Annotated in this window: 22 protein-coding genes and 1 pseudogene; 11 read left to right on the top strand and 12 right to left on the bottom strand. The window is 73.4% G+C overall.

Features of this window, described 5'->3' with window-relative positions; all coding sequences use genetic code 11:
* Nucleotides 1-289 precede the first annotated feature (289 nt).
* Complete coding sequence (locus ACIRFH_RS15435; protein ID WP_403520648.1) at nucleotides 290-2,266, top strand: N-acetylmuramoyl-L-alanine amidase; 1,977 nt, start codon at nucleotides 290-292, stop codon at nucleotides 2,264-2,266.
* An 8-nt stretch (nucleotides 2,267-2,274) separates the two neighbouring features.
* On the opposite strand, the gene ACIRFH_RS15430 is transcribed toward ACIRFH_RS15435, so the two are convergent.
* From ACIRFH_RS15430 to ACIRFH_RS15410, 5 genes and pseudogenes are all read right to left on the bottom strand, one after another.
* A complete protein-coding gene (locus ACIRFH_RS15430) occupies nucleotides 2,275-2,772 on the bottom strand; it encodes a hypothetical protein (RefSeq protein WP_403520646.1) in 498 nt (165 codons plus the stop codon).
* Between the two features lie 106 nt (nucleotides 2,773-2,878).
* Nucleotides 2,879-3,781, bottom strand: a complete 903-nt coding sequence (locus ACIRFH_RS15425; protein WP_403520644.1) for a universal stress protein — start codon at nucleotides 3,779-3,781, stop codon at nucleotides 2,879-2,881.
* Nucleotides 3,782-3,947: 166 nt separating this feature from the next.
* Nucleotides 3,948-4,190 carry a DUF397 domain-containing protein gene (locus tag ACIRFH_RS15420; RefSeq protein WP_403520642.1) on the bottom strand — a complete coding sequence of 81 codons (243 nt, stop codon included), beginning with the start codon at nucleotides 4,188-4,190 and terminating at the stop codon, nucleotides 3,948-3,950.
* A gap of 123 nt (nucleotides 4,191-4,313) precedes the next feature.
* Nucleotides 4,314-4,532: pseudogene (locus ACIRFH_RS15415) on the bottom strand (alpha/beta fold hydrolase); the annotation flags it as partial.
* A 5-nt stretch (nucleotides 4,533-4,537) separates the two neighbouring features.
* Nucleotides 4,538-5,299 carry a DeoR/GlpR family DNA-binding transcription regulator gene (locus ACIRFH_RS15410; protein ID WP_403520640.1) on the bottom strand — a complete coding sequence of 254 codons (762 nt, stop codon included), beginning with the start codon at nucleotides 5,297-5,299 and terminating at the stop codon, nucleotides 4,538-4,540.
* A gap of 90 nt (nucleotides 5,300-5,389) precedes the next feature.
* Between ACIRFH_RS15410 and ACIRFH_RS15405 the strand changes: the two genes are divergently transcribed.
* The 4 genes from ACIRFH_RS15405 (at nucleotide 5,390) to ACIRFH_RS15390 (ending at nucleotide 9,513) form a co-directional block, all read left to right on the top strand.
* Nucleotides 5,390-6,610, top strand: a complete 1,221-nt coding sequence (locus ACIRFH_RS15405; RefSeq protein ID WP_403520638.1) for an MFS transporter — start codon at nucleotides 5,390-5,392, stop codon at nucleotides 6,608-6,610.
* Nucleotides 6,611-6,716: 106 nt separating this feature from the next.
* A complete protein-coding gene (locus tag ACIRFH_RS15400) occupies nucleotides 6,717-7,715 on the top strand; it encodes an LLM class flavin-dependent oxidoreductase (protein ID WP_403520636.1) in 999 nt (332 codons plus the stop codon).
* A gap of 32 nt (nucleotides 7,716-7,747) precedes the next feature.
* The gene (locus ACIRFH_RS15395) at nucleotides 7,748-8,365 is read left to right on the top strand and encodes an HAD family hydrolase (RefSeq protein ID WP_403520634.1); all 618 of its coding nucleotides are present in this window, start codon (nucleotides 7,748-7,750) and stop codon (nucleotides 8,363-8,365) included.
* A 401-nt stretch (nucleotides 8,366-8,766) separates the two neighbouring features.
* Nucleotides 8,767-9,513 carry a DsbA family protein gene (locus ACIRFH_RS15390; protein ID WP_403520632.1) on the top strand — a complete coding sequence of 249 codons (747 nt, stop codon included), beginning with the start codon at nucleotides 8,767-8,769 and terminating at the stop codon, nucleotides 9,511-9,513.
* A gap of 43 nt (nucleotides 9,514-9,556) precedes the next feature.
* Here ACIRFH_RS15390 and ACIRFH_RS15385 read toward each other — a convergent pair whose 3' ends face one another.
* The gene (locus ACIRFH_RS15385; RefSeq protein WP_403520630.1) at nucleotides 9,557-11,059 is read right to left on the bottom strand and encodes an acyl-CoA synthetase; all 1,503 of its coding nucleotides are present in this window, start codon (nucleotides 11,057-11,059) and stop codon (nucleotides 9,557-9,559) included.
* Nucleotides 11,060-11,199: 140 nt separating this feature from the next.
* Between ACIRFH_RS15385 and ACIRFH_RS15380 the strand changes: the two genes are divergently transcribed.
* Nucleotides 11,200-13,623 carry a penicillin acylase family protein gene (locus tag ACIRFH_RS15380; protein ID WP_403520628.1) on the top strand — a complete coding sequence of 808 codons (2,424 nt, stop codon included), beginning with the start codon at nucleotides 11,200-11,202 and terminating at the stop codon, nucleotides 13,621-13,623.
* A 159-nt stretch (nucleotides 13,624-13,782) separates the two neighbouring features.
* Nucleotides 13,783-15,558: a serine hydrolase gene (locus ACIRFH_RS15375; protein WP_403520626.1), complete on the top strand. Its 1,776-nt coding sequence runs from the start codon at nucleotides 13,783-13,785 to the stop codon at nucleotides 15,556-15,558.
* Nucleotides 15,559-15,580: 22 nt separating this feature from the next.
* Here the strand turns inward: ACIRFH_RS15375 and ACIRFH_RS15370 are convergent, their stop codons facing one another.
* From ACIRFH_RS15370 to ACIRFH_RS15355, 4 genes are all read right to left on the bottom strand, one after another.
* Complete coding sequence (locus tag ACIRFH_RS15370; RefSeq protein WP_403520624.1) at nucleotides 15,581-15,772, bottom strand: DUF2795 domain-containing protein; 192 nt, start codon at nucleotides 15,770-15,772, stop codon at nucleotides 15,581-15,583.
* 83 nt (nucleotides 15,773-15,855) lie between these two features.
* Complete coding sequence (locus ACIRFH_RS15365; RefSeq protein ID WP_403520622.1) at nucleotides 15,856-17,415, bottom strand: phytoene desaturase family protein; 1,560 nt, start codon at nucleotides 17,413-17,415, stop codon at nucleotides 15,856-15,858.
* Nucleotides 17,416-17,502: 87 nt separating this feature from the next.
* Nucleotides 17,503-19,731 carry a tetratricopeptide repeat protein gene (locus ACIRFH_RS15360; RefSeq protein ID WP_403520620.1) on the bottom strand — a complete coding sequence of 743 codons (2,229 nt, stop codon included), beginning with the start codon at nucleotides 19,729-19,731 and terminating at the stop codon, nucleotides 17,503-17,505.
* A 342-nt stretch (nucleotides 19,732-20,073) separates the two neighbouring features.
* Nucleotides 20,074-20,451 (bottom strand): four-helix bundle copper-binding protein, encoded by a 378-nt coding sequence (locus ACIRFH_RS15355; RefSeq protein WP_403520618.1) that lies wholly within the window; start codon nucleotides 20,449-20,451, stop codon nucleotides 20,074-20,076.
* A 144-nt stretch (nucleotides 20,452-20,595) separates the two neighbouring features.
* Between ACIRFH_RS15355 and ACIRFH_RS15350 the strand changes: the two genes are divergently transcribed.
* The 4 genes from ACIRFH_RS15350 to ACIRFH_RS15335 all read left to right on the top strand — a co-directional run bounded on the left by ACIRFH_RS15350 (nucleotide 20,596) and on the right by ACIRFH_RS15335 (nucleotide 23,517).
* Entirely contained in the window at nucleotides 20,596-21,000 is a 405-nt protein-coding gene (locus ACIRFH_RS15350; protein ID WP_403520617.1) for a ChaB family protein, read from the top strand.
* 37 nt (nucleotides 21,001-21,037) lie between these two features.
* Entirely contained in the window at nucleotides 21,038-21,397 is a 360-nt protein-coding gene (locus ACIRFH_RS15345) for a DUF6479 family protein (protein ID WP_403520615.1), read from the top strand.
* Nucleotides 21,398-21,503: 106 nt separating this feature from the next.
* Complete coding sequence (locus ACIRFH_RS15340; RefSeq protein WP_403520613.1) at nucleotides 21,504-21,854, top strand: hypothetical protein; 351 nt, start codon at nucleotides 21,504-21,506, stop codon at nucleotides 21,852-21,854.
* Nucleotides 21,855-21,909: 55 nt separating this feature from the next.
* The gene (locus ACIRFH_RS15335) at nucleotides 21,910-23,517 is read left to right on the top strand and encodes a cytochrome bc complex cytochrome b subunit (protein WP_403520611.1); all 1,608 of its coding nucleotides are present in this window, start codon (nucleotides 21,910-21,912) and stop codon (nucleotides 23,515-23,517) included.
* On the opposite strand, the gene ACIRFH_RS15330 is transcribed toward ACIRFH_RS15335, so the two are convergent.
* The gene (locus ACIRFH_RS15330) at nucleotides 23,451-23,903 is read right to left on the bottom strand and encodes a cytochrome c oxidase subunit 4 (protein WP_403520609.1); all 453 of its coding nucleotides are present in this window, start codon (nucleotides 23,901-23,903) and stop codon (nucleotides 23,451-23,453) included. The two genes, ACIRFH_RS15335 and ACIRFH_RS15330, sit on opposite strands and share 67 nt — an antisense overlap.
* A complete protein-coding gene (gene ctaD, locus ACIRFH_RS15325; RefSeq protein ID WP_403520607.1) occupies nucleotides 23,900-25,576 on the bottom strand; it encodes a cytochrome c oxidase subunit I in 1,677 nt (558 codons plus the stop codon). The genes ACIRFH_RS15330 and ctaD overlap by 4 nt, the downstream gene beginning before the upstream one ends.
* Between the last annotated feature and the right edge of the window lie 36 nt (nucleotides 25,577-25,612).

Genomic DNA, 25,612 nt, shown 5'->3' with positions numbered 1-25,612 from the left:
GGGGGGGGGGGCCGCCCCCGCGGCCGGCCCCGGCGGGGGGGGGGGGCCCCCCGGGGGGGCCCCCCCCGCGCATTCTCCGTGTCCGCGACGTGCGGAGAGGGCCATTGGTGTACGCCACTGACGCCCCGCAGGCCCGTGGGCCGCCACCACGAAACTCGCCGAAGCCCTGTTGACGTGGGAAATCGCCGCACTGTCGGCATGATTGACGGATCGTCGGACCGCCGGGTACCACTGACCCCACGTCCGGTCCCGCACGCCCCGCTACGCCCGACCGTCACAGGAGGCCGCTTTGCGAGGATCCGCCACCGTTCCCGAGCCCGCCCCCGGCGGCAGACGCGTCCGTACGACGGCAGGTGCCCTGGCCGCGGCGGCGCTGCTGCTGCCGCTGCTCGGTGCGGCCCCGTCCGTCGCCGGGCCGGCCGCACCGCCCGCCCCGGACCGTCTCCAGCGGGCGTTCGCCGCCGCGGCGGCCGAGTACCACGTGCCGCAGTCCGTCCTGCTCGGCGTCTCCTACCTCCAGTCCCGCTGGGACGCGCACGGCGGTGCGCCGAGCGTGACCGGCGGCTACGGCCCCATGCACCTCACCGACGCCCGCACCGCACTGGCCGGGGCCTCGCACCACGGTGAGGGCGCCGAGGATCCGCGCGGCGACGACGCCCGCGCCCCGCTGCGCACGCGGGAGGCCGGTCCCCCGGCGTCCGCCGAGCTGCCGGCCCGGCTGACCACGCTGCCGAGGGCGGCCGAGCTGACCGGGCTGAGCCCGGACGCGCTGCGCACCGACCCGGCCGCGAACGTGTCGGGCGGTGCCGCGCTGCTGGCCGCCGCACAGCGCGAGCTGGGGGAGCCGCTCAGCGAGGACCCGGCGGACTGGTACGGGGCGGTGGCCCGTTTCTCGGGCGCCGACGACTCCGCGACGGCGGCGGCGTACGCCGACGACGTGTACGGGGTGATCCGGTCCGGTGAGCGGCGGACCACGGACTCCGGACAGCGGGTCGCGCTGGCCGCCCGTCCCGACGTGGCCCCCGACACGGCGCAGCTGGCGCACACCGGCCTGCGCGCCGCCGCCTCGGCCGGTACCGAGTGCCCGGCGTCGGTGTCCTGCGAATGGATCCCGGCGCCGTACGAGGAGTTCGGGGACGGCGACTACGGCAACCACGACCTGGGGAACCGTCCCGCCTCCCAGCGCATCCGGTACATCGTCGTGCACGACACGGAGGGCGCCTGGAACGGGGTCCTGAACATGGTGCAGGACCCGACCTACGTCTCCTGGAACTACACGCTGCGCTCCACCGACGGCCACATCGCGCAGCACGTGAAGGCCGAGGACGTCGCCTGGCACGCGGGCAACTGGTACGTCAACGCGAATTCGGTCGGCCTGGAGCACGAGGGCTTCCTCGCTGACCCGGACGCCTGGTACACGGAGGCGATGTACCGGTCGTCGGCGCGGCTGGTGAAGTACCTGGCCGCGAAGTACGACATCCCGCTGGACCGGCAGCACATCCTCGGCCACGACAACGTGCCCGGCCCGACCGCCTCGTCCGTCCCCGGCATGCACACCGACCCGGGTCCGTACTGGGACTGGCGGCACTACTTCCAGCTGCTGGGCCGCCCGATCGAGCCGAGCGCCGGCAAGAAGGCGCAGCTGGTGACGATCCGGCCCGACTACGACACGAACCGCCCGGAGTACACCGGCTGCACGGCCGCGGGCACGCCGTGCGCGGCGCACGGTTCCAGCGAGGTGCGGCTGTACACCGACCACGACGTGAACGCGCCCCTGGTCAAGGACGTGGGTCTCGGCACCACCCCGACGACCGGGGTGAACGACCTGTCCTCGCGGGTCTCCACGGGCCAGCAGTTCGCCGTGGCCGACCGGTGGGGCGACTGGACGGCCATCTGGTACCTGGGCCAGAAGGCCTGGTTCCACGACCCGGAGAAGAATCCGGCGGCGGTACCGGCCTCGGGCCGGCTGATCACCCCGCGCCCCGGTCTGGAGAGCGTCCCGGTGTACGGGCGCGCATACCCGGAGAAGGCCGCCTACCCGGCGGGCGTCCCCGCCCAGGCCGTGTCGCCGCTGCGGTACACGCTGCCGAAGGGGCAGGCGTACGTGGTGGGCGACGAGGTTCCGGGCGAGTACTACTACGCGGTCACCTTCGACGAGGCGTCCCACCGGGTGGTGACCGGCGAGGACCGGTACTACGAGATCCAGTACGGCCACCGGGTCGCGTACGTGCGTGCCGCGGACGTCACGCTCACGACCGCGCGGTAGCGGCCGGGTCAGCCCTGCTGGAAAAGCTCCGCCGGGAGCGGCTTCAGCAGGGCGTACAGGTCGTCGGTGATGGGGCGGTCCCAGGCGGCGATGGTCACCAGGACGTTGTCGCTGCGGTCGAACTGCACGCAGGAGATCCGGCTCTCGGAGAGCTTGAGGCGGCGCACGATCAGCAGGTTGTCGCCCTGCATGACCGGCATGTCCTCGGTGCCGACGACGGTGATCTCCTCGTCGTTCTCCAGGGCCAGCAGCAGCTGGGCCACCTCGAAGGGGACCTCGCCCTCGGGGACGTCGCGGGCCGGGGAGCCCTCCGGCAGATTGCCGATGATCATCGCGGGACCGCGCCCGCCGAACAGGTCGTAGCGCAGGAAGACGCCCTGGCAGCTGCCGTCGGGCGCGGGGAGGAGTCCGGCGCCCAGATTCCCGGGCCAGTCGCCCGGGTCCATGGCCAGTACGTCGAAGTCGGGCCCGGCGGGGGTGGCGCTGCGGCGGCGGAGGAACGACATGCCGCCATGGTACGTGGCCGGACCCCCTGAACGGAGTGCGGGCCGACGTCCGGATCGCGGGGTGCCGGTGACGGCCGCGTCCGGTTCCGCCGGGGGCCGTGCGGGGTCACTCCTGCGGCGGGGCGGGCGGGACCACCGCGACGGGGGACGCGGCGTGCAGCAGGACGGCGTGGGTGACCGAGCCCATCATGCGGGCGGGGGCCAGCAGGCGCCGGCGGTGGCGGCCGACGACGACCAGTTCGGCGTCCCGGGAGGCGGCTACGAGGTTGCCGGCGGCGTCACCCGGTACGGCGTACGCATCGGCGCGGACGTCGGGGTGACGGCCCCGGTAGGGCGCGAGGAGGCCGTCGGCCAGGACGCGGGTCTCGGTCTCGACGGAGACCTCGTCGATCACCAGGGGCATCATCTGGCCCGCGGCGGCCCAGGTCTGCACCGGCCACGGGTAGGCGGCCAGGACCTGGAGGCGGGCGCCGCACCGCGCGGCCTCGGCGAAGGCGAAGGACAGCACCGCGTCGTCGGGGCTCTCCACGTGCAGGCCGACGACCACCCGTGGTCCCGGTTCGGCCGGGGGCCCGCCGTGCACCTCGCGGCCGGGGCGGGGCACCACGACGACGGGGCACTCGGCGTCGCGGGCGGCGGCCAGGCCGTTGGAGCCGAGCAGCAGGCTGGCGAATCCGCCGCGGCCACGGGAGCCGAGCACCAGCAGCTGGGCGTCGGCGCCGAGTTCCGGCAGCACGGCGCCCGGCACGCCCTCCATGCCGAGGTACTCCGTCTCCGGCGCGTCGGTCCGGTCCCGCAGCCGGGCGCGGGCCTCCTCGATCACCGGGTCCTCGCCGGTGTCGGGCGGACCGGTGACCAGTACGTCGCCCTGTGCCCAGGCGGCGTACTGCCGCACGTGCACCACCCGCAGCGGCGCCGCGCGCCGACGGGCCGCGTCGACGGCCCAGTCCAGGGCGCGCAGGCTGTCCTGCGAACCGTCGACCGCCGCGATGACCGGCAGGGTGCTCATGGGTTCCTCACCTCCGGAAGGACGACCTCCCCCCTCGTGGCGTCAGCCTCGCTCAGGCGTCGGCCCCGAGAGGGTGCTCACGGTCGCGTGTCCGGAAAAACGGGTGGAACACCCCCGGATCGGCCGGACGGTTCCGGCCGGCGGCTCGGGCCGGCCGGCGGCGGTCTCAGGTGAGGTCGAACTCCCCTTCCCGCGCTCCCGACACGAACGCGCCCCATTCGTCGGGGGTGAAGATCAAGGAGGGACTCTCCGGGCTGCCGCTGTTCCGCATGGCGATGAACCCCTCGACAAAGGCGATCTGGACATCCCCCAGTCCTCGGCTGCTGGACTGCCACTGCGCGTTGCTGAGATCCAGCTCCGGCTTGTGCCAGCCCATGAGCGGGCGCTGGTGGGTGGTGCTCTCGGCCACGTCCGTGCTCCTCCCGGTTTCGTCGTCCGCGGGCCAGCCTAGCGACCGGGTGGGACCGCCGACAGGCCATGCGAGGAGTGCCTTTCGGGAGATCCGCGCCCCCGTTTCCCGGTGCCGGGCGGCTCAGCCGTGCCCGAGGAAGGCGGCGACCCTGCGGACGCACCATCGCGGATCGTCCGGCCACGGGTAGTGCGCGGCACCCGGCTGGACCGCGACCTCGGCGTGCGGGAAGACGTCGGCGCAGCGGCGGGCGAGTTCCGGGCGCGGCCCGCCGTCGAGTTCGCCGGCGGGGACGAGGACCGGGGCGGTGCAGCGCGCGAGGGCGGCGCGCCCGCACGGCGGAGCGGTCAGACGGTCTTGACCGTGGTGCCCGCGCCTTCGAGCGCGGCCACTTCTTCGGCGGGGGCGGTGGTGTCGGTGACGAGGGTGTGCAGGAGGGTGGCGGGGCCGACGTAGGCGTGGGCGGTGCGGCCGAGTTTGGCGCCGTCCGTGGCGACGACGGTGCGGCGGGCGGAGGACATGCCCGCCTTCTTCACCGCGGCGTCGTCGAGGTCGTAGGCGGTCAGGCCGTCGGCCGCGCTCAGCCCGCAGCAGCCGATGACGGCGGTGTCGAAGCGCAGAGCGGCCAGCGAGGCGAGGGTGAGGGGGCCGGTGAGGGCTCCCTCGGCGGCGCGGGGCTGCCCGCCGGGCACGACCAGGGTGGCTGCGCCGGGTGTCTCGCCGAGCAGGTGGATGGCCTGGAGGGACAGCGGCATCACGGTGACGGGCCGGTCCCGCAGGAGCCGGGCGACCTCCAGGCAGGTGGTGCCGCTGTCCAGCAGGACGCTCTCGCCGTCGGCGACGAGCGCGCAGACCTCGGCCGCGATCCGGCGTTTGGCATCGACCGACTCGTGGGCGCGCAGCGCGAAGGGGGGCTCCTCACCGCGGAGCAGCAGAGTGCGTGCCCCTCCTCGGACGCGTTCGAGGACGCCCTGAGCGGCGAGGGTGTCGAGGTCGCGCCGGATGGTCATCTCCGAGGCGCCGGTCAGCTCGGCGAGTTCCTGGACCGTGGCGCCGCCGGAGTCCCTGACGGCCTTGGCGATCAGTCCGTGCCGGTCTGCGTTGCTCATACCGCGATTGAACACCACCGGGAAACGAACAAGCAATCTGTTCAGAGTAAGGGTTTCCAAACATGATCTATGTTCGTTACGGTGGGCGGCATGGAACGTTCGCTACGAGCCGCCCGCGTGGCGACCTACCTCTACTTCGTCCTGTGCGGCACCCTGATGGGCGCCTGGGTGGTGCACATCCCCGCGATCGAAGACCGCGTGGGCGTCAGTCACGCCACCCTCGGCGGCCTGCTGGTGCTGCTCGGGGTCGGGGCCTTCGCCGGGATGCAGGTGGCCGGCCCCCTGACCGACCGCCTGGGCTCCCGCGTCGTGGTCCCCGCCAGCGGCGTCCTGTGCGGCGCGGCCCTGGTCCTGCCCGGTCTCGCCCAGGATCCGTGGACCCTGGCCGGCGCGCTGCTGGTCTTCGGGTTCTGCAACGGCTGCCTGGACGTGAGCATGAACGCGCACGCCGTGCACGTGGAGAAGGCGTACGGCCGGCCCGTCATGTCCGGCTTCCACGCCACGTTCTCCGTCGGCGGCATCCTCGCCTCGCTCGTCGGAGCGGGCGCGGCGAGCGCGGGCCTGGACCCGGCCGCGGGCATGGCCGCCATGGGAGTCGTGGGCGTCGTGATCGCCCTGGCCTCGGCGCGCGCCCTGCTGCCCACCGTCGCCGCCGTCCCCGCCGTCGAGGGCCCCGGGTCCGGCTCCGTGGCGGAGCCGGAGGCGGCGCCGGCCGCCGAGCGCCGCAGCAGCGCGGGGCGGGTCTGGCTGCTGGCCGTCCTGGCGTTGATGGTCATGCTGTGCGAGGGCGCCGCCAACGACTGGAGCGCCCTGCACCTGAAGGACGTCCTCGGCGCGTCCTCCGGCACGGCCGCCTTCGCGTACGGCACCTTCGCCGCGGCCATGACCCTCGGCCGGCTGCTCGCGGACCGCTTCGTCGCCCGGTTCGGCTCCATGGCGATCCTGCGCCACGGCGCGGCCACGGCCGCCGTCGGCATCACGCTCGTGGCCCTGTGCCCGTGGATGTGGGCCGCCTTCGCCGGCTGGGCTCTGTTCGGGCTGGGTCTGTCGGGCTGTGTTCCCCAGCTGTTCAGCGCGGCCGGGCACGCAGACTCCGCCGCCGGCGCCAACGTCTCCCGGGTCGCCGGACTCGGCTACGTCGGCATGCTCGCCGGCCCTGCCGTCATCGGCTGGCTGACCCGCCTCGTCGCCCTCAACCACGCCTTCGTCCTGCTGACCCTGCTGTGTGTGACCACCGCCGTGGGCGCCCGCGTCCTGCGCACCGGAGCCGACCGCACCCGCGAGAGCGAGAGGGCGGCCAGCAGTCACTGACCGCTTGTGCGGCACGGACCTGACCCCGTGCCGCACAAGCTCCCAGCCTCCAGGCTCCGTCGAGGACCGGGAGGCGACATCCGCCGCCAGTCTCGAAGGAGCCCCCGTGCCGAAGTCCCCCACCCAGTCCCCCCGCGGCCGCGTCGGCGTCCTGCTGCCCCGCGATCTGCCCGCCCGTGATGTGCTGCCGTACGCACGGCGTGCCGAGGAACTGGGCTTCGAGCAGATCTGGGTGGTGGAGGACCTCGGCTGGCGCGGCGGCATCGCCCAGGCCGCCACCGTCCTGGCCAGTACCACGAACATCACCGTCGGCATCGGCATCCTGCCCGCCGGTGCCCGCAACGTGTGCTTCACCGCGATGGAACTGGCCACCCTCGCCCAGCTCCACCCCGGCCGTCTCCTCGCCGGCATCGGCCACGGCATGCCCGACTGGATGCGCCAGGCAGGAAGCCGGCCCGCCAGCCCCCTGACACTGATCAAGGAATACACCACCGCGCTGCGCCGGCTGCTGCGCGGCCTGCCCGGGCCCGCAGGCGGCCGCTACGTGCGCTGCGAAGGCGTCGTCCTCACCGAGACCCCCCTGCCCGAGGCCGTACCGCCGGTCGTCCTCGGCGTGCGCGGCCCCCGATCGCAACAGGCCGCGGGGGAGGTCGCGGACGGGCTCCTCCTGGCCGAGCCCGCCGCCCCCGCCTACATCGGCGCCTCCCTGCGTCACTTGGGCCCCGCCTCCGCCGCGGGTGACCGGGAGATCGTCACCTACGACGCCGCGGCCGTCGACGACGACGAGGACACCGCCCTCACCCGTGTCCGCCCCGGGCTGGAGGCGATCGGCCGGCCGGACTGGGCCGCGCACATCGACCCCCTGCCCTTCGCCGCCGAGCTGCGCGCACACCACGCCGCCTGCCCCGACGGCCGCGAGTTCGCCCGGACCATGCCCGCCGACTGGGTCCGTGAACTGAGCATCGCCGGTACGCCCGACCAGGCCCGGGCGGCGATCGCCGCCCGCCACGCGGCCGGAGCGACCAGCGTCGTCCTCGCGCCCGCCGGACCCGACCCCCTGGCATCCCTCGGCTCTCTCGCCCGCGCCCTGCCCCACCGCCCCTGACACCCACGACCGGACCTGGAGGAACCCTCGCCGTGTCCCCCCGCCGACCCATCGTGCTGTTCGACCTCTTCGGCGTCATCGCGTGCCACCAACGCCCGGGCGCCATGGACGACATGGCCGCCCTGAGCAGCGCGCCCACAGACGCCTTCACCACCGCCTACTGGGCCCTCCGCCAGCCTTACGACGCCGGACGGTGGACCGCACCGCAGTACTGGACAGCCGTCCTGGACTCGCTGTCGGTCACCGCCGGCCCCGACACTCTTGAGAAACTGCGCCTGGCCGACATCGACAGCTGGTCACGCGTCGACGATCACATGGTCGTCTACGTGCAGTCCCTGCGTGAGCGCGCTGAGGTCGCCCTGCTGTCCAACATCCCCTCCGACCACGCGGACGCCTTCCTCACCGCCCAGCCCTGGGTCCGCCGCCTCGACCACTGCGCCTTCTCCGGAAGGATCAAAGCCGCCAAACCGGACCCGGCGGCGTTCCGCCACTGCGTCGTCGCCCTGCACGCCGCCCCCGGCGACTTCCTCTTCGTCGACGACCGCGACGAGAACGTACGCGCGGCGCAGGCCACCGGCATGAACGGACACCTGTTCACCGGGCGCGAGGAACTGGCGGCAGCCCTCGATACCTGGCTGCCGACCCCGTGACCCCACACCGTCCGGCGAGGGGTCGGGGCCCATACGCGCGCAATGAGCCCAGCGACCCGACGCCTCGGCGGAAGTCCGGCCAGGGTTTCGGACGGGGCACCGACACCCGGGCCGACGAGCGCGGCCGGGTCTGGACCCAGCGCTATGAGCACGGCATCCCGGTAACTGGTCCGGAGCCCGTCGAGGCCGACGTGACCACGGGAACCCGTGTCCGCTTCCTGCCGGACAGAGATCTGCGTTCGCGGTGGTCGTTCACCTCGGATGATCTGGCGCGATGGTCGAACACTGGCCCTCCCTGCGGTCCGCGTCGAGGATCAGCGCGACGGTTGACGCCGAGCCCGGCGGTGCCTCCGGTTCGCGGATGATCTATCGTCTGCCTGTTCTCTGGGGAGGGATGACGCATGGCGCGTGGGGGGCGGGTGGTCGTGCTGTGCGCGGCCGCCATATTGATGCTGGCGGGGTGCGGTCGCAGCGGGGCGGGGGCGCGGTCCGACTTCGCGGGGGCCGGGGAACTGCCGGAGAAGCTCGCCGAGGACGGTGTCACCATCCTGGTGGGTGACCCGGACGCGACGACGAAGGTGCGGCTGTACGAGGATCCGCGGTGCCCGTACTGCGAGGAGTTCGAGACCACCGGCGGCGCCCCGAAGCTGCAGGAGGCAATGCTCGCGCGGCAGGCCAGGACCGAGTACACCCTGGCGTCCTTCCTGGACGACCGGGTCGGCGGCACCGGGTCGAAGAAGGCGGTCAACGCGCTGCGCGCCGCGCTGGAGGAGGACAAGTTCGTGGAGTACCACGAGGTGCTCTACGCCAACCAGCCGGAGGAGAGCGTCGACGGCTACACCGACGCCTTCCTGCTGGAGCTGGCCGGCCAGGTGGAGGGGCTGCGCGGCCCTGCGTTCGACTCGGCCGTGAAGACGATGAAGTACCGCTCCTTCGTGACCGCCTCCCAGAAGGCGTACGAAAGGGCCGGCGGCGAGGCGGACCCCGCAGGGCCGGGAACGCCCACCGCGGTGATCAACGACAGACGGCTTCCGCCGGAGTACAGCGGCGTGCTGTACGAGCGCGACACTTTCGGACGGCTGCTGTGGACCATCCACAAGAACCCCGACCAGTGGGAACTCATGGTTCCCGCCCCGCCCGTTCAGTGATCCGGCGGCCGCTGCGGACGGCTTCCGCGGCGGCCCTCGCCGGTTACCGGGGACCGGCGAACCGGTCTCGTAGTTCCCGTTTGAGGATCTTCCCGCTGGCGTTGCGCGGCAGGGCGTCGACGAACAGGACGCGCTTGGGGGCCTTGAAGGCGGGCAGCTTCTCGCGGGCGTGGGCGATCAGTTCGTCCTCCGTGACCTCGCCGCGGCGGACGACGACCGCCGTGACCGCCTCGATCCACCGGTCGTCGGGCAGGCCGACGACGGCGGCCTCGGCGACGGCCTCGTGGGTGTAGAGGGCGTCCTCGACCTGCCGGGAGGCGACCAGGACGCCGCCGGTGTTGATGACGTCCTTCACCCGGTCGACGATGGTGAGGTAGCCGTCGGCGTCCCGGACGGCGAGGTCGCCGGAGTGGAACCAGCCGCCGCGGAAGGCGGCCTCGGTCTCCTCGGGCCTGTCCCAGTAGCCCTCGCACAACTGCGGTGAGCGGTAGACGACTTCGCCGGGGGTGCCGTCGGGCACGTCCTTGCCGTCCTCGTCGACCACGCGCGCGTCGACGAACAGGACGGGCCGGCCGCAGGAGTCCATGCGGCCCTCGTGCTCGTCGGGGCCGAGGACGGTGGCGAGGGGGCCGATCTCGCTCTGGCCGAAGCAGTTGTAGAAGGCGAGGTGCGGGAGGCGTTCGCGCAGCCGTTCCAGGACGGGCACCGGCATGATCGACGCCCCGTAGTAGGCCTTGCGCAGGCCGTCGAGGTCGCGGGTGGCGAAGTCGGCGCGGTTGGCGAGGCCGATCCAGACCGTGGGCGGTGCGAACAGGCTGTCCACGCGGCCGGCTTCGATCAGGTCGAAGAGGCGGTCGCCGTCCGGTGCGTCCAGGATGATGTTGGTCGCGCCGACGGCGAGGTAGGGCAGCAGGAAGACGTGCGTCTGCGCCGAGTGGTAGAGGGGCAGGGCGTGCGCGGGGCGGTCGCCGGCGCCCAGGTCCAGGGCGGTGATGGCGCTGAGGTACTCGTGCACCAGGGCCAGGTGGGTCATCATCGCGCCCTTGGGCAGCGCGGTGGTGCCCGAGGTGTAGAGCAGCTGCACCAGGTCCTCGCCGTCCGGCTCGGGCCCGTCGTAGACGGGCGCTGTGGCCAGCCGGGTGAGGAGGCAGTCGTCGGCGTCGCGCAGCGGCAGGGTGCGTACGCCGTCGGGGAGGCGGCCGGCGAGGTCCGGGTCGGTGAGGACGAGGGCGCTGCCGGACTGGCGGACGAGGTAGGCGAGGTCGTCGCCGGTGAGGTTCTGGTTGACCGGGACGTGCACGAGGCCCGCGCGGGCGCAGGCGAGGAAGGCGATCAGGTAGGCGTCCGAGTTGTGCCCGTAGGCGCCGACCCGGTCGCCGGGGGCGAGTCCCTGGTCCCGCAGGACGCTCGCCGCGCGGGAGACGGCGGTGTCGAACTCCTCGTACGTCCACGAGCGGTCGCGGTACTCCACCGCGACGCGCGCGGGGGTGCGTCGGGCGCTGCGCCGCAGCACCCCGTCGACCGTGCTGCGGTGTCCGGGCGTCATGACATGATCCTCGGCCGGTGCGCAGGGCGGGTCAAGACGTGTGCGGGCGGCGCTCCGACTCCTTGTGTCATGCCACTGACACGTGCACATACCCACTGGTACGCTCAGCCGCCCCTTCCCCAAAGACGTCGGGAGGCACCATGCGCATCCGTCCGGGACGACTCGTCGTCACGGCCGTCGCCCTGCTCACCGCGGCGACCACCCTGCCCGCGGCCGCCGCGGACGCGGGCTTCGGCGGCCGGCCCGAACGGCCGTCCCGCGGCGGCCTGTCCGCCGTCGTCCGGTACACCGAGTACGGCATTCCGCACATCGTCGCGAAGGACTACGCGAACCTCGGCTTCGGCACCGGCTGGGCGCAGGCCGCCGACCAGGTCTGCACCCTGGCCGACGGCTTCGTGACCGTGCGCGGCGAACGCTCCCGCTTCTTCGGACCGGACGCGGCGCCCGACCTCTCCCTCTCCTCCGCCGCCACGAACCTCTCCAGCGACCTGTACTTCTCGGGGGTGCGCCGGGCGGGCACCGTGGAGAGGCTGCTCGCCGAGCCGGCACCCCGGGGCCCGAGCCGGGACGCCAAGGAGCTGATGCGGGGCTTCGCCGCGGGCTACAACGCCTGGCTGGAGCAGAACCGGATCACCGACCCGGCGTGCCGGGGCGCCGCCTGGGTGCGGCCGGTGACCGCGCTGGACGTGGCCGCGCGCGGCTTCGCCCTCTCCGTGCTCGGCGGACAGGGCCGGGCGGTGGACGGCATCACGGCCGCGCGGCCGCCGGGCATATCGGCCGGGACCGGCACCGCGCAGGGCCCCGACGCCGGGGCGACCGCCCGCGCCGCCCGGGAGCTCTTCGCCGCCGGTGACGCCGACATGGGTTCCAACGCGGTCGCCTTCGGCGGCGGCACCACGGCGAACGGCCGCGGGCTGCTGCTCGGCAATCCGCACTACCCGTGGCAGGGCGGACGCCGCTTCTGGCAGTCCCAGCAGACGATCCCCGGGCGGCTGAACGTCGCGGGCGCCTCGCTGCTCGGCTCGGCGACCGTGTCCATCGGGCACAACGCGCACGTCGCCTGGAGCCACACCGTCGCCACGGGTGTCACCCTCAACCTGCACCGGCTGACGCTGGATCCGGCCGAGCCGACGGTCTACCTGGTGGACGGCAGGCGCGAGCGGATGACGAAGCGGTCCGTCACCGTCGCCGTGAAGAACGGCGCGCCGGTGACGAGGACCCAGTGGTGGACCCGGTACGGCCCGGTGGTGACCTCGCTCGGCGCCTCGCTGCCCCTGCCGTGGACGGCGACGACCGCGTACGCGCTGAACGATCCGAACGCCGCCAATCTGCGCGCCTCCGACACCGCCCTCGGGTTCAGCCGGGCCCGCGGCACGGACGACGTCCTGGCCTCGCTGCGGCGCACGCAGGGGCTGCCGTGGGTGAACACGATCGCCGCCGACTCGCGCGGCCACACCCTGTTCACCCAGTCCCAGGTGCTCCCCCGCATCACCGACGACCTGGCCGGGCGCTGCTCCACGCCGCTCGGCGCGGTGACGTACCCGTCCTCGGGGCTCGCGGTGCTGGACGGCTCGCGCGGCGACTGCGCGCCGGGCCGGGACCGGGACGCGGTCCAGCCGGGGATCTTCGGTCCGGCCAGCATGCCCACGCTGAAGGACGCGCCGTACGCGGAGAATTCCAACGACAGCGCCTGGCTGGCCAACGCCGACCGGCCGCTGACCGGTTACGAGCGGGTCTTCGGCACGGTCGGCACCCAGCGGTCGATGCGCACGCGGGGCGCGATCGAGGACGTGGCGGCGATGGCGGACCGGGGCGGTCTGACCGTACGGGACCTGCAGCGGCAGCAGTTCGCCGACCGGGCTCCCGCAGGCGACCTGACCGCGGCCGACGCCGCGAAGGCCTGTGCCGCGCTGCCCGGCTCCACCGCGACGGGCAGCGACGGCCGGCCCGTGGACGTACGGGAGGCCTGTGGCGTGCTCGCCGGCTGGGACCGCACCATGGACACCGGCAGCCGGGGCGCGCTGCTCTTCGACCGGTTCTGGCGGGCGCTCACCCGGGCCGTGCCGGCGGAAGAGCTGTGGAAGGTGCCGTACTCGCCGGCGGACCCGGTCCGCACCCCGAACACGTTGAACACCGGCGCGAAGGGCGTCGCCACCGCCCTCGCGGACGCGGTCGGCGAGCTGCGGGCCGCGGACATCCCGCTCGACGCGCCGCTCGGGGAGCACCAGTTCGTCGTGCGCGACGGCGCGCGCGTTCCCGTCGGCGGCGGTACCGAGTCGCTGGGCGTCTGGAACAAGGTCGAGTCCGTCTGGGACCCGGCGCACGGCGGCTACGCCGAGGTGACCACCGGCTCCAGTTACCTCCAGGCCGTCGGCTGGGACGGCGGCCGGTGCCCGGTGGCCCGTACGCTGCTGACCTACTCCCAGTCCTCCGACCCCACCTCGCCGCACCACGCGGACCAGACCCGACTGTTCTCCCAGGAGAAGTGGGTGACGTCCCGCTTCTGCGAGCGGGACATCCTGGCATCACCCGCCCTGCGGATCGTCCGGGTGCGCGAACACTGAGCGGCACCGTCCCGCGGCCCGTCCGGTGACACACCGGGCGGGCCGCGGCCCGTGGGTCTCGCACACCCCATTGACACGGCCCGCCGCTGACAGGAAAGTTTCACTCCGCACGGCGATCCGGGAAAGATACTTTCAGCTTCGGTGGCGGGAGGCTCTTCGATGGCCGGTCAGGGAACGAGCGGATGCTCACGGCGGCAACTGGGCGCCGGTGTCCTGGCGCTGGGCGGGGCGCTGGCGATCGCCCCGTTCGCGGCCGGGCCCGCCGAGGCCGTCGCGGACAAGGCCCGCCGCCCCACCCTGGAGCGCGGCTCGGCGGAGCGGGCCGGGCTGCTCCGCGGCCATCTGCGGCAACTGGTCACCGACGCCGAGACGTTCCTCGGCCCCTCTCCCAAGCACCCCTGGTACGCGGGCGCCGTGCTGCTCGCCGGGCGCGGCGGCACGGTGGCGCTGCACGAGCCGATCGGCATGGCGGTGCGCTACCGGGCGTACGACGAGAAGACCGACACCGGCGTCGAGTTCCCGGCCGGGCAGCAGATCCCGATGGCCGAGGACACGGTGTTCGACCTGGCGTCGATCTCCAAGCTGTTCACCTCGCTCCTGGCCGTGCAGCAGATGGAGCGGGGCGCGCTGGAGCTGGAGGCACCGGTCGCCTCGTACCTGCCGGACTTCGGGCGCGCGGGCAAGCAGAAGGTGACGATACGGCAGCTGCTCACCCACACCTCCGGGTTCCGGGCCTGGATCCCGCTGTACAGCGCACCGACGTACGAGGAGAAGGTCCGGCTGGTCTTCGACGAGGCGCCGGTCAGCCCGCCCGGCACCGCGTACCTCTACTCGGACCTGAACATGATCTCGCTCCAGCTGGTGCTGGAGAAGGTCACGGGCCGCACCCTGGACGTCCTGCTGCGCGAGGAGATCACCGCCCCGCTGGGCCTGCGCCGCACCCGCTACAACCCGCCCGCCTCCTGGCGGCCGAGGATCGCGGCGACGGAGGACGCCCGCCGGCCCTGGTCCGGCCTCGACCGTGGGCTGGTGTGGGGCGAGGTGCACGACGAGAACGCCTTCAGCCTCGGCGGGGTCGCCGGGCACGCGGGGGTGTTCTCCTGCGCGTGGGACCTGGCGGTGCTCGGCCGCACGCTGCTCAACGGCGGGTCCTACGGGCGGGCGCGCATCCTGCGGCCGGAGTCGGTGGAGCTGATGTTCACCGACTTCAACACCGCCTTCCCCGGCGACGAGCACGGTCTCGGCTTCGAGCTCTACCAGCACTGGTACATGGGCGCCATGGCCACTCCGCGCACCGCCGGGCACACCGGCTTCACCGGCACCTCGCTGGTGCTCGACCCGACGACCGACTCGTTCCTGGTGGTGCTCGGCAACTCCGTGCACCCGGTGCGCAGCTGGCGCTCGGGGTCGGCTCCCAGGGTGGCGGCCGGCACGAACCTGGCACGCGCCGTTCCCGTCCGCCCGGTGCACGGACGCACCGCCTGGTTCTCGGGGACGGCGAGTTCCACGTCGGCGACCCTCGCCCTGCCGGCGCTGGACACGTCCGCCGGGGACGCGCGGCTGCGCTGCGCGCTGTGGTGGGACACCGAGCCCGGGTCGGACATGCTCGCCCTGGAGGCCACCACGGACGGCGGCGCCACCTGGCAGCCCGTGCCCTTCACGACCACGCGCCCCGGCGAGGAGCCGCGGACGCGTCCGGCGGGCTCGGTCGGCGGCTGGTCGGGCCGCGTGTGGCACCGCCTGACGGCGGATCTCCCGGCCGCCCGCGGGCTCGTCCTGCGCTGGCGGTACACGACCGACCGGCTGTACGTGGGCCGCGGGGCGTACGTCGACGGGCTGCGCGCCCAGGCGGCCGACGGCGTCCTGTTCGACGACGCGCGCCCGGCGGACGCGGCGCGGATCGAAGCGGTGGGATGGACGCCGTCGGCCGACTAGGGCAGACCCTGGGACGGGTCCGTCACCCGTTGAACACGGCCTTCTGCACCTCGTTCGGCCCGTCGAAGCCGTTCTCCTCCAGGCCGTCGAGGCGGCTCACGACCTTCTCGTCCGCCTTGTTCTCGCGGGCGCAGTCGACGAGCGCCTTCTTGTCCGCCGGGTAGTCGATGCCGCTGAGGGCCTTCTGCAGGTCGATGGGGCTGAGGTCCGCCACGGCCGACTCCCCGCCGTACTGGTGGTCCGTACGGGATTTCCGTCATGTCGCGGTGCCCGGTCCGGCCCGGCGCATGCGCCGGTCTACCCTCCGGTGCGCTCCAGCACGGCCATGGCCGCGTTGTGGCCCGGCACCCCGCTGACCCCTCCGCCGCGCACCGCGCCGGCCCCGCACAGCAGGACGTTCTCCTGCTCCGTCTCCACGCCCCAGCGGCCGGTGCCCTCGGCCGCGTGGGGCCAGGACAGCTCGCGGTGGAAGATGTTGCCGCCGGGCAGCCCGAGGTCGCGGTCCAGGTCCAGCGGCGATCTGGCCTCGATGCAGGGCCGTCCGTCGGCGTCGGTCGCCAGGCAGTCCGCGAGGGGTTCGGCCAGGTGGGCGTCGAGCTGGGCGAGGGTCGACTTCAGCAGTTCCTCGCGGACGGCGTCGTTGTCCCGTGCGAAGAGCCGGGCGGGGGTGTGCAGCCCGAACAGGGTGAGGGTGTGCAGACCCTGTTCGGCCAGGTGGGGGGCGAGGATCGTGGGGTCGGTGAGCGAGTGGCAGTAGGTCTCCGAGGGCGGGGCGACGGGCAGGTCACCGGCCGCGGCCCGCGCGTACGCGGCGGCCAGCTGCTCGTAGCCCTCCGCGATGTGGAAGGTCCCCGCGAAGGCCTCGCGCGGGTCGACCGCGGGGTCGCGCAGCGCCGGCAGCCGCTTCAGCAGCATGTTCACCTTGAGCTGGGCGCCCTCGGCGGGCGGGGGCGGTGTCCGACCGGTCAGGGCGGCCAGCTCCCGCGGGGAGGCGTTCACCAGGACGTGGCGCGCGGCGGCGACGCCCTCGCCGTCGGCCGACCGGTGGGTGACCTCGGCCTGTTTCCCGTCCGTGGCCACGCGCACCGCCTCGTGTCCGGTGAGGAGCACGGCGCCCGCGGCGCGCGCCGCGTCGGCCAGCGCGTCGGTGAGGGCGCCCATGCCGCCGACCGGCACGTCCCAGGCGCCGGTGCCGCCACCGATCACGTGGTACAGGAAGCAGCGGTTCTGGCGCAGGGTGGGGTCGTGGGCGTCGGCGAAGGTGCCGATCAGCGCGTCGGTGAGGACCACGCCCCGCACCAGGTCGTCCGCGAAGTGCTCCTCGATCGCGACGCCGACCGGCTCCTCGAACAGCGTCCGCCAGGCGTCCTCGTCGTCGATCCTGCGGCGCAGCTCGTCCCGGGTGGGCAGCGGCTCGGTGAGGGTCGGGAAGACCCGCCGGGCGACGTGGCCGGTCATGCCGTAGAACCTCCGCCAGGCCGCGTACTCCCGGTCCGAGCCGGTGAGCGCGGCGAACGACTCCCGGGTGCGCCGCTCGCCCCCGCCGACGAGCAGCCCGGTGGGCCGGCCGTCCCGGTGGACCGGCGTGTACGAGGAGACGGTGCGGCCGCGCACCCGGAAGTCGAGGCCGAGGTCCCGCACGATCTTCCGGGGCAGCAGGCTGACCAGGTACGAGTACCGGGACAGCCGCGCGTCGACCCCGGCGAACGGCCGCGTGGACACGGCCGCGCCGCCGGTGTGCCCGAGCCGCTCCAGCACGAGCACGGAGCGTCCGGCGCGGGCCAGGTAGGCGGCGGCGACCAGCCCGTTGTGGCCGCCGCCGACGATGACGGCGTCGTAGGTGCGGGATGGGGTCATGGCTCTTGGTAGCACGAGGTGATCCCGGGCTGCCAGGGGTGGATCAGGGGGCGGATCGGCGGACGGTGTCGGCGTCCGGCAACCGGCTCAGCCGGAGCCGGCCCGGCGGAGGACCGCCAGTCTGCGGTAGAGCTCCACCGCCTCCGGCGCCCGGCCCAGCTGCTCCAGGCAGTGCGCCTCGTCGTCGCGGCTCGCGAGGGTGTCGGGGTGGTCGGGGCCGAGGACGCGTTCACGGGCGGCCGCCACCTCTCGGTACTCGGTCAGGGCGGCGGACCAGCGGCCCAGCCAGCCCAGGCCCACCGCGACCTCCCGGCGGCTGACCAGGGTGTCGGGGTGGTCGGGGCCGAGGACCCGCTCGCGGACCGCCCGGACCTCGCGCGCCACCGCGAGCGCCTCCTCCCAGCGGCCGAGGCGGCCGAGGTTGACGCCGAGGCCGTGCCGGGCGCGCAGGGTCTCGGGGTGGTCGGGGCCCTGGACGCGGGTGCGGTCCTCGATCAGCGTGGTGTACAGCGTCAGCGCCTCGGTGCTGCGTCCGAGCCGGCCCAGGCAGATGCCCGACTCGTAGCGGGCGGCGAGGGTGTCGGGGTGGTCGGGGCCGAGGACCCGGGCGCGCGCGTCGGCGACCTCGCGGTAGGCGTCGAGGGCTTCCCGCCAGCGGCCGAGCCGGCCGAGCGCGTAGGCCACCTCGTAGCGGGTGACGAGGGTGTCGGGGTGGTCGGGGCCGAGGACCCGGGCGCGGGCCTCGGCGACCTCGCGGGCCGTGCGGTGGGCGTCCTCGGGACGGCCGAGCCGACCGAGGTTGAAGGCGAGGTTGTGACGGCAGCGCAGGGTGTCGGGATGGTCGGCGCCCATGGTGCGCTCCCGGGCGGCGAGGACGGCCGTGTAGACCTGGTGGGCGTCGGCGCAGCGGCCCAGCCTGCCCAGGACGTACGCCATCTCCTGGCGCGCGGCGAGCGTGTCGGCGTGGTCGGCGCCCAGTGCCCGGATCCGGGCCGCGGCCACGCGTTTGTACACGCGCAGCGCGTCGGCGGCGCGGCCGGTACGGCTGAGGGTGAAGGCGATCTCGTAGTGGCTGGCGAGGGTGTCGGGGTGGTCGGGACCGAGCAGGCGCTCGCGTTCGCCGGCCACGGCCCGGTGCAGCTCCGCCGCCTCCGCCCAGCGGCCGAGCCGGCCGAGGCTCAGTGCCGCGTCGTGCCGTGCCGCCAGCGCGGTCAGGACCTCCGGCGCCGGGGCGGGCCGCTCGTCGGCCGAGGATGACGCCGCCTCGTCACCGGCGGGGCGCGGGGCCCGGTCTCCGGACAGCCCGGCCGTGGGGCCCGGGGGCGTGGGGCGCGGCCCGGCGCCGGTCGCCTCGGGCCCGGGGGACATGGCGTGGGACCAGGACGGCAGGGCCGGCCCGCTCCCGACCGGTTCGGGTGTCCGCGCGGCGGCCCGGGGCGCCACCACGACCGGCGCGTACCCCGGCGCCGCGCGGTCCGCGGTGAGCCGGCGGCCCACCTCGCGGGCGTCCTGCGGCCGCTGCCCGGGCTGTTTGGCCAGCAGGTCCAGGATGAGCCGCTCCAGATGCCCGGGCAGCTCGGGGCGGTGCCGGCGCGGCGGCTCGGGCTCGGTGTCGCGATGGCCGACGAGGACGGCCCACGCGTCGTCGAGGTCGAAGGGCGGGACGCCGGTGGCGATCTCGTAGAGCACGCAGCCCAGCGAGTACAGGTCGCTGCGCCGGTCGACCTCGTCGCCGCCGATCTGCTCGGGCGACATGTAGTGCGGGGTGCCCATGGCGATGCCGGTGCCGGTCAGGCGGGTGGTGAACCCGACGTCGTGGCCGAGCCGGGCGATGCCGAAGTCGCAGATCTTCACGGTGCCGTCGGCCAGGCGCACGATGTTCGCGGGTTTCAGGTCCCGGTGCACGATGCCCTGTTCGTGCGTGTAGGCGAGCGCGGCGGCGACCTGTTCGGCGATGTCCAGGACGTCGGGGACCGGCAGCGGGTGGTGCTTGTTGTCCTCCAGCAGCCGGCTGAGATCGCGGCCCTCCAGCAGCTCCATGACCAGGAAGAGCACGCCGTCGTACTCGCCGAAGTCGTGCACGACGGTCACCCCGCGGTGCTGGAGCGCGGCGGCCACCCGGGCCTCGCGCCGGAACCGCTCCCGCAGCACGCGGGTGAAGGACTGGTCGTGCTGCGTGCCCAGTGGCTTGAGGCACTTCACCGCGACGCGCCGCCCCAGCGACTCGTCCCGTGCCCGCCACACCTCGCCCATGCCACCGCGCCCGATCCGGTCGAGCAACCGGTACCGGCCCTGGATCAGCGTGCTGTCCCCCATCACCGCACCCGCCCCCGTGGTTCAGTCCGCCCCGCCCTCCCCTGGCCCGTCCAGTATGGCGGCTTATGGCCCGGGTTTGTACGGTGCCGGACCCGCGCCCGGTCCTGGCCGACGGAGGGTGTTTGGCGGGAGGCGCGGGCCGCGGACGTGCGGGGATCCACGCGGTCCGGCCCCCGGAGCAGGTGGCCGGCGGGTGGCGGTGGCGGGTGCGGGGGCCGCTCCGCCGTAGCGCCCGTGGCCGTACGGACGCAGGTACGGGTACGCCGGATGCGGCAGGCCGCACCCCGTCAGGGTGCGTGCGCGGGCCGCGGCGGCGCACCGGGTCCGTGCCGTCCGGGCGACTCAGCGCAGCGTGGCGAGGAACTCTCCGCAGGCCCGGGCGCAGGCGCGGCACGCCTCGGCGCTGTCCTCGGCACCCGGCTGCTTGTCGAAGACCTGCGCGCTCTCCAGGCACACCTGCATGCACCACTCCAGCTGGACGCGGATCGCGGTCTCGTCCACCTGGTTCTGCTCGGACAGCACCCGGCAGGTGGCGTCGCACACCTCCGCGCACATGATGCCCTTGCGCCGTACGAGTTCCTGGTACTCGGTCCCGTCCGGGTCCACCAGGCTCGCCCGCAGCGCGCACGCCCGCGCGCACTCGGTGCACGCCTGTGCACAGGCGAAGCGGTCCTCCAGGAAGCGGAACAGTTCCTGCTGGGAAGTCGTCGTCGATGTCACACCGCGCGGGTTGCCGCCGTGGTCGGCACCAAACACCCGCAGGCCCGTGTTCCCAAGGGGTGTGGCCCGTTTCCTCCCGTGCGTCGCCGGGCACCCGGCGACGCACGGGAGGCGAGGCCCCGACGACGCGCGGAGGTGCACGACATGCCGGGACGACAGGAGCTGCCGTCGACCCTGGAGCGGTCCCCCGAGGAGGCCCGGCGCACGTGGATCAAGGCCCACGACTCGGCCGTCGAGGAGTACGGCGAGGGCGAACGCGCCCACCGGGTGGCGTACGGGGCGCTCAAGCACACGTACGAGAAGGTCGGTGACCACTGGGAGCGCAAGGAGGGCGGCCGCAAGGGCCCCTCCGACCCGCGGTCGGGGCGGCCCCGGCAGCAGGGCGGGCGCAGCGGCGAGGGCGTCGACGAGAAGGCGTCGAAGGAGCACCTCTACGGCATCGCCAAGCGGCTGGACGTGGCGGGACGGTCGCGGATGTCCAGGGCCGAGCTGCTCGACGCGATCCGGAAGGCCAACCGTTCGCGGACGCGATCGGCCCGGTCGAGCTGACCTGGTTGCCCGGGTCCGCCGGGGGTACCCGCGCCCCATGACTAGCGCAACGATGGACATGGCCGCGGGCACCGGTGGCGCCGGCGTCTGGCTGGTGGTGGCGGCCGTCGTGGTGGTGGCGGTACTGATCGGCGCCTTCGCCTTCGGAAGCCGCCTGAAGCGCAGGGAGTCCCCGCCGCCCCGCCCCGAGGAACAGCCCCGCATGCCGGACGGCGGACCGGTCCGCGAGGTCCGGGAGAACCGGGAGCCCGAGGAGATTCCCAGGAGCGACGGCCGGACACTGCCGCACGAGCTCCGGCACCAGGGCAGCCGCACCGCGTCCGGCCAGGACCGGCCGCGCTGGGACGAGGGCAGCAGCGGTTCGTTCGGCGGCGGCGGCCCGGGGGGTGCGCGCTGACCCGTCCGCCGTCCCGTTCCACGGGGCCCGGCACGGCTTTCGAAGGGGCCCGGACACCATCCGGTACGGCCGCGTCCGGGCCGTCGTACAGAGGGAAGTGAGAACCATGGCGGATCCCGCCCGCAACACCCTGCCGCTGCCCGACTACGACCACCTGCCGATCGGCGGGCTGGAGAGCCGCATCCGGTCGCTGGAGGCGGACCAGGTGGAGGAACTGCTGGCGTACGAACGCTCCCACGCCGACCGTGTCCCGGTGACGGAGCTGCTGGCCACCCGCCTGGAGCAGTTGAAGTCCGGCGCCGAGCCGTCCGCCGGTGACCCCGGCGCGCTGCGTCCGGAGCAGGGTGCGGGCCACCAGGGCTCCCCCGTGACGCCGGCGACCTCGCCCCAGCCGTTCAGCCCGCCCCCGCACGGCACGCCGGACCAGCGGGGCAAGCCGAAGGGGAACCGTACGTGACCCGTCGGTGACAGACGGGTAGTTTCCGGCACGGTCGCCGGGGAACCCATGCGCCGTGCTGTTGAAGAGGAGAAGGGCCCGCGCCGGCGCGCGGGCCCGTCACGCGGCCGAACGCACCGCCGACTGGGCCGACGGGCGCCTGCCCGTGTCCGAGGGCGGGGGGCTGCTGCGCAAGGCCTTCCCCGAACACTGGTCGTTCCTGCTGGGTGAGATCGCCCTCTACAGCTTCGTCGTCCTGCTGCTGACCGGGGTCTGGCTGACCCTCTTCTTCCATCCGTCGATGACGGAGACCGACTACGCGGGCTCCTACCAGCCGCTGCTCGGGGTGCGCATGTCGCAGGCGTACCGCTCGACGCTGGACATCAGTTTCGACGTGCGCGGCGGGCTGCTGATCCGGCAGATGCACCACTGGGCGGCCCTGGTGTTCCTGTCGGCCATCGGGGTGCATCTGCTGCGGATCTTCTTCACGGGCGCGTTCCGCCGTCCGCGTGAGGTCAACTGGCTCATCGGCGTCACGCTGTTCGCGCTGGCGCTCGCCGAGGGCTTCGCCGGCTACTCGCTCCCCGACGACCTGCTGTCCGGGACGGGGCTGCGCATCGCGCAGGGCATCATGCTGTCCCTGCCCGTGGTGGGGACGTACGTCAGCATGTTCGTGTTCGGCGGGCAGTACCCCGGCCACGACTTCATCCCGCGGCTGTACTCGGTGCACATCCTGCTGATCCCGGGGCTGCTGCTGGCGCTCGTCACCCTCCACCTCGTGCTGGTCTTCTACCTCAAGCACACCCAGTGGGCGGGCCGAAGCCGCACCGGGCGCAATGTCGTGGGCAAGCCGCTGTTCCCGCAGTTCGCGGCGAGTTCGACCGGCCTGTTCCTCACGGTGTCCGGGGTCGTGGCGGTGCTCTCGGCGGTGGCGCAGATCAACCCCGTCTGGGTGTACGGCCCCTACCGCACCGACATCGTCTCGACGGGTTCGCAGCCGGACTGGTACGTCGGCTTCCTGGAGGGCTCGCTGCGTCTGATGCCGCCCTTCGAGACGGCGGTGGCCGGGCACACCCTGATGTGGAACGTGCTGGTCCCGGCGGTGCTGCTGCCGCTCCTCCTGTTCGCCGCGCTGTACGCGTACCCGTTCTTCGAGCGGTGGGTGACGGGCGACCACGAGGAGCACCACCTGTGCGACCGGCCTCGGGACAAGCCGGTGCGGACCGGTCTCGGGGTCGCCGGGATCGTCTTCTACGCGGTGCTGCTCGCCGCGGGCGGCAACGACATCATCGCCCACACGTTCGACGTCTCGCTGAACCTGTTGACGTGGGTGTTCCGGATCTCCCTGGTGGTGCTGCCGCCGGTCGCCTTCATGGTGACCAAGCGGGTCTGCCTGGCGATGCAGGAGTCGGACCGCGAACGGCTGGCCGAGGGCGAGGAGACGGGCGAGCTGCGGCAGGCCCTCGCGGGCGGTTACACCGAGAGCCACGAGCCGCTCGACGCCGAGGAGCGGTACGTGCTGCGGTCGCGGAAGGAGCCCGAGCCGCTCGCACGGACCGCGCCCGACGCGGAGGCGCCGCACGTCGGGCGGCTGCGGGCGACGCTCAGCGAGTGGTACTACGGGGACCGGGTCGACGTCGGGGAGCCGGAGCGGGAGCCCTCCTCGGACGAGCTGGAGCGCTGAACGCCCCGGTCGGCGTACTGGAAGACCAGCCCGAAGACGGCGAAGGCCAGCAGGCCGAAACCGATCAGGGCGAGCCACAGGCCCCAGACGATGCCGAGCGCGACGACGGCGGCGCCCAGCGCGACCGTGATCGGCCAGGGGCTGTGCGGCGGGAAGAAGTCCAGCGGGCCCGCGGAGTCGGCGACCTCGGCGTCGTCGAGGTCCTGGGCCCGCGGGCCGCGTTTGTGGTGCTGCACTCGGAAGAAGAACGCGACGAGCGAGGCCATCAGGAAGGCGATGGTCAGGGCGGCGGTGCCGGCGGGCTCGGCCGACCACCAGCCGTAGAGAACGGCGGTGCTGCCGAAGAAGACGGCCACACCGGTGAACAGCCGGGACTCGGTCCTCACTGCACGTGCCTCTGGTCGTGTCGGGTGATGTCGGGGTGGTGCAGGTCGAACGCCGGGGACTCGGAGCGCACCCGGGGCAGCGACGTGAAGTTGTGGCGCGGGGGCGGGCAGGAGGTGGCCCATTCGAGGGAGCGGCCGTAGCCCCAGGGGTCGTCGTGCTCCACCCGGACGCCGTACTGGCGGGTGCGCCAGACGTTGTAGAGGAACGGCAGCGTGGACAGGCCCAGCAGGAAGGCGCCGATGGAGCTGATGGTGTTGAGGGCGGTGAAGCCGTCCGCGGCCAGGTAGTCGGCGTAGCGGCGCGGCATGCCCTGTTCGCCGAGCCAGTGCTGGACGAGGAACGTGGTCTGGAAGCCGGTGAAGAGCGTCCAGAAGTGGATCCGGCCGAGGCGTTCGTCGAGGAGTCTGCCGGTGAACTTGGGCCACCAGAAGTAGAAGCCGGCGAACATCGCGAACACGACCGTGCCGAACAGCACGTAGTGCAGGTGGGCGACGATGAAGTACGAGTCCGTCAGGTGGAAGTCCAGGGGCGGCGAGGCGATGAGGACACCGCTCATGCCGCCGAGCAGGAACGTCACCAGGAAGCCGCACGACCACAGCATGGGTGTCTCGAAGGACAGCGAGCCGCGGACCATCGTGCCGATCCAGTTGAAGAACTTCACCCCTGTGGGCACCGCGATCAGGAACGACATCACCGAGAAGAACGGCAGCAGCACGGCCCCGGTGGCGAACATGTGGTGGGCCCACACCACCGCGGAGAGCATGGTGATGGCGATGGTGGCACCGATCAGGCTGACGTAGCCGAAGATCGGCTTGCGGCTGAACACCGGGATGATCTCGGAGACGATCCCGAAGAACGGCAGCGCGACGATGTACACCTCGGGATGCCCGAAGAACCAGAACAGGTGCTGCCACAGCAACGCCCCGCCGTTGGCGGGGTCGTAGATGTGCGCGCCGAACTTCCGGTCGGCCTCCAGCGCGCACAGGGCGGCCGTGAGCACGGGGAAGGCGGGCAGCACCAGGATCGACGTGAACAGCACGTTCCAGGTGAAGATCGGCATCCGGAACATGGTCATGCCGGGTGCGCGCAGACACACGATGGTGGTGATGAAGTTGACCGCGCTGAGCGTGGTCGACACACCGCTCACCACCAGGCCCATGGTCCACAGGTCGCCGCCCGCCCCCGGGGTGAACGTGGCGCTGTTCAGCGGCGCGTAGGCGAACCATCCGAAGGACGCCGCCCCCTGCGGGAGCAGGAACCCGGAGACCACCATCAGGCCGCCGAACAGGTACATCCAGTACGACAGCGCGTTGAGGCGGGGGAACGCCATGTCCGGGGCGCCGATCTGCAGCGGCATGACGGCGTTGGTGAACCCGGCGAACAGCGGGGTCGCGAACAGCAGCATCATGACGGTGCCGTGCACGGTGAACAGCTGGTTGTACTGCTCGGCGGAGAACAGCTGCAGTCCCGGACGGGCGAGTTCGGTGCGCATCAGCATGGCCAGCACGCCGCCGAAGAGGAAGAAACCGAACGACGTGGTCATGTAGAGGTTCCCGATCACCTTGTGATCGGTCGTCCTCGCCCACCGCGCCAGCGCCCGCCCGAGGGTGCGGTCCGTCCGCTGCCGCGCCGGCGTCCGGCGCGGCGGCTCGGTCGTTCTGTCCACCGCCATGCGGCGGAGGGTACCCAGGGGTCCGGGCGCCAGTCG

Origin of the sequence: Streptomyces sp. NPDC093586 (genome assembly GCF_044764905.1) — a bacterium.
In the GTDB taxonomy this organism is placed as follows: domain Bacteria; phylum Actinomycetota; class Actinomycetes; order Streptomycetales; family Streptomycetaceae; genus Streptomyces.
The sequence above is the reverse complement of the archived record's forward strand: the minus strand, read 5'-3'. Positions and strand labels throughout refer to the sequence as shown.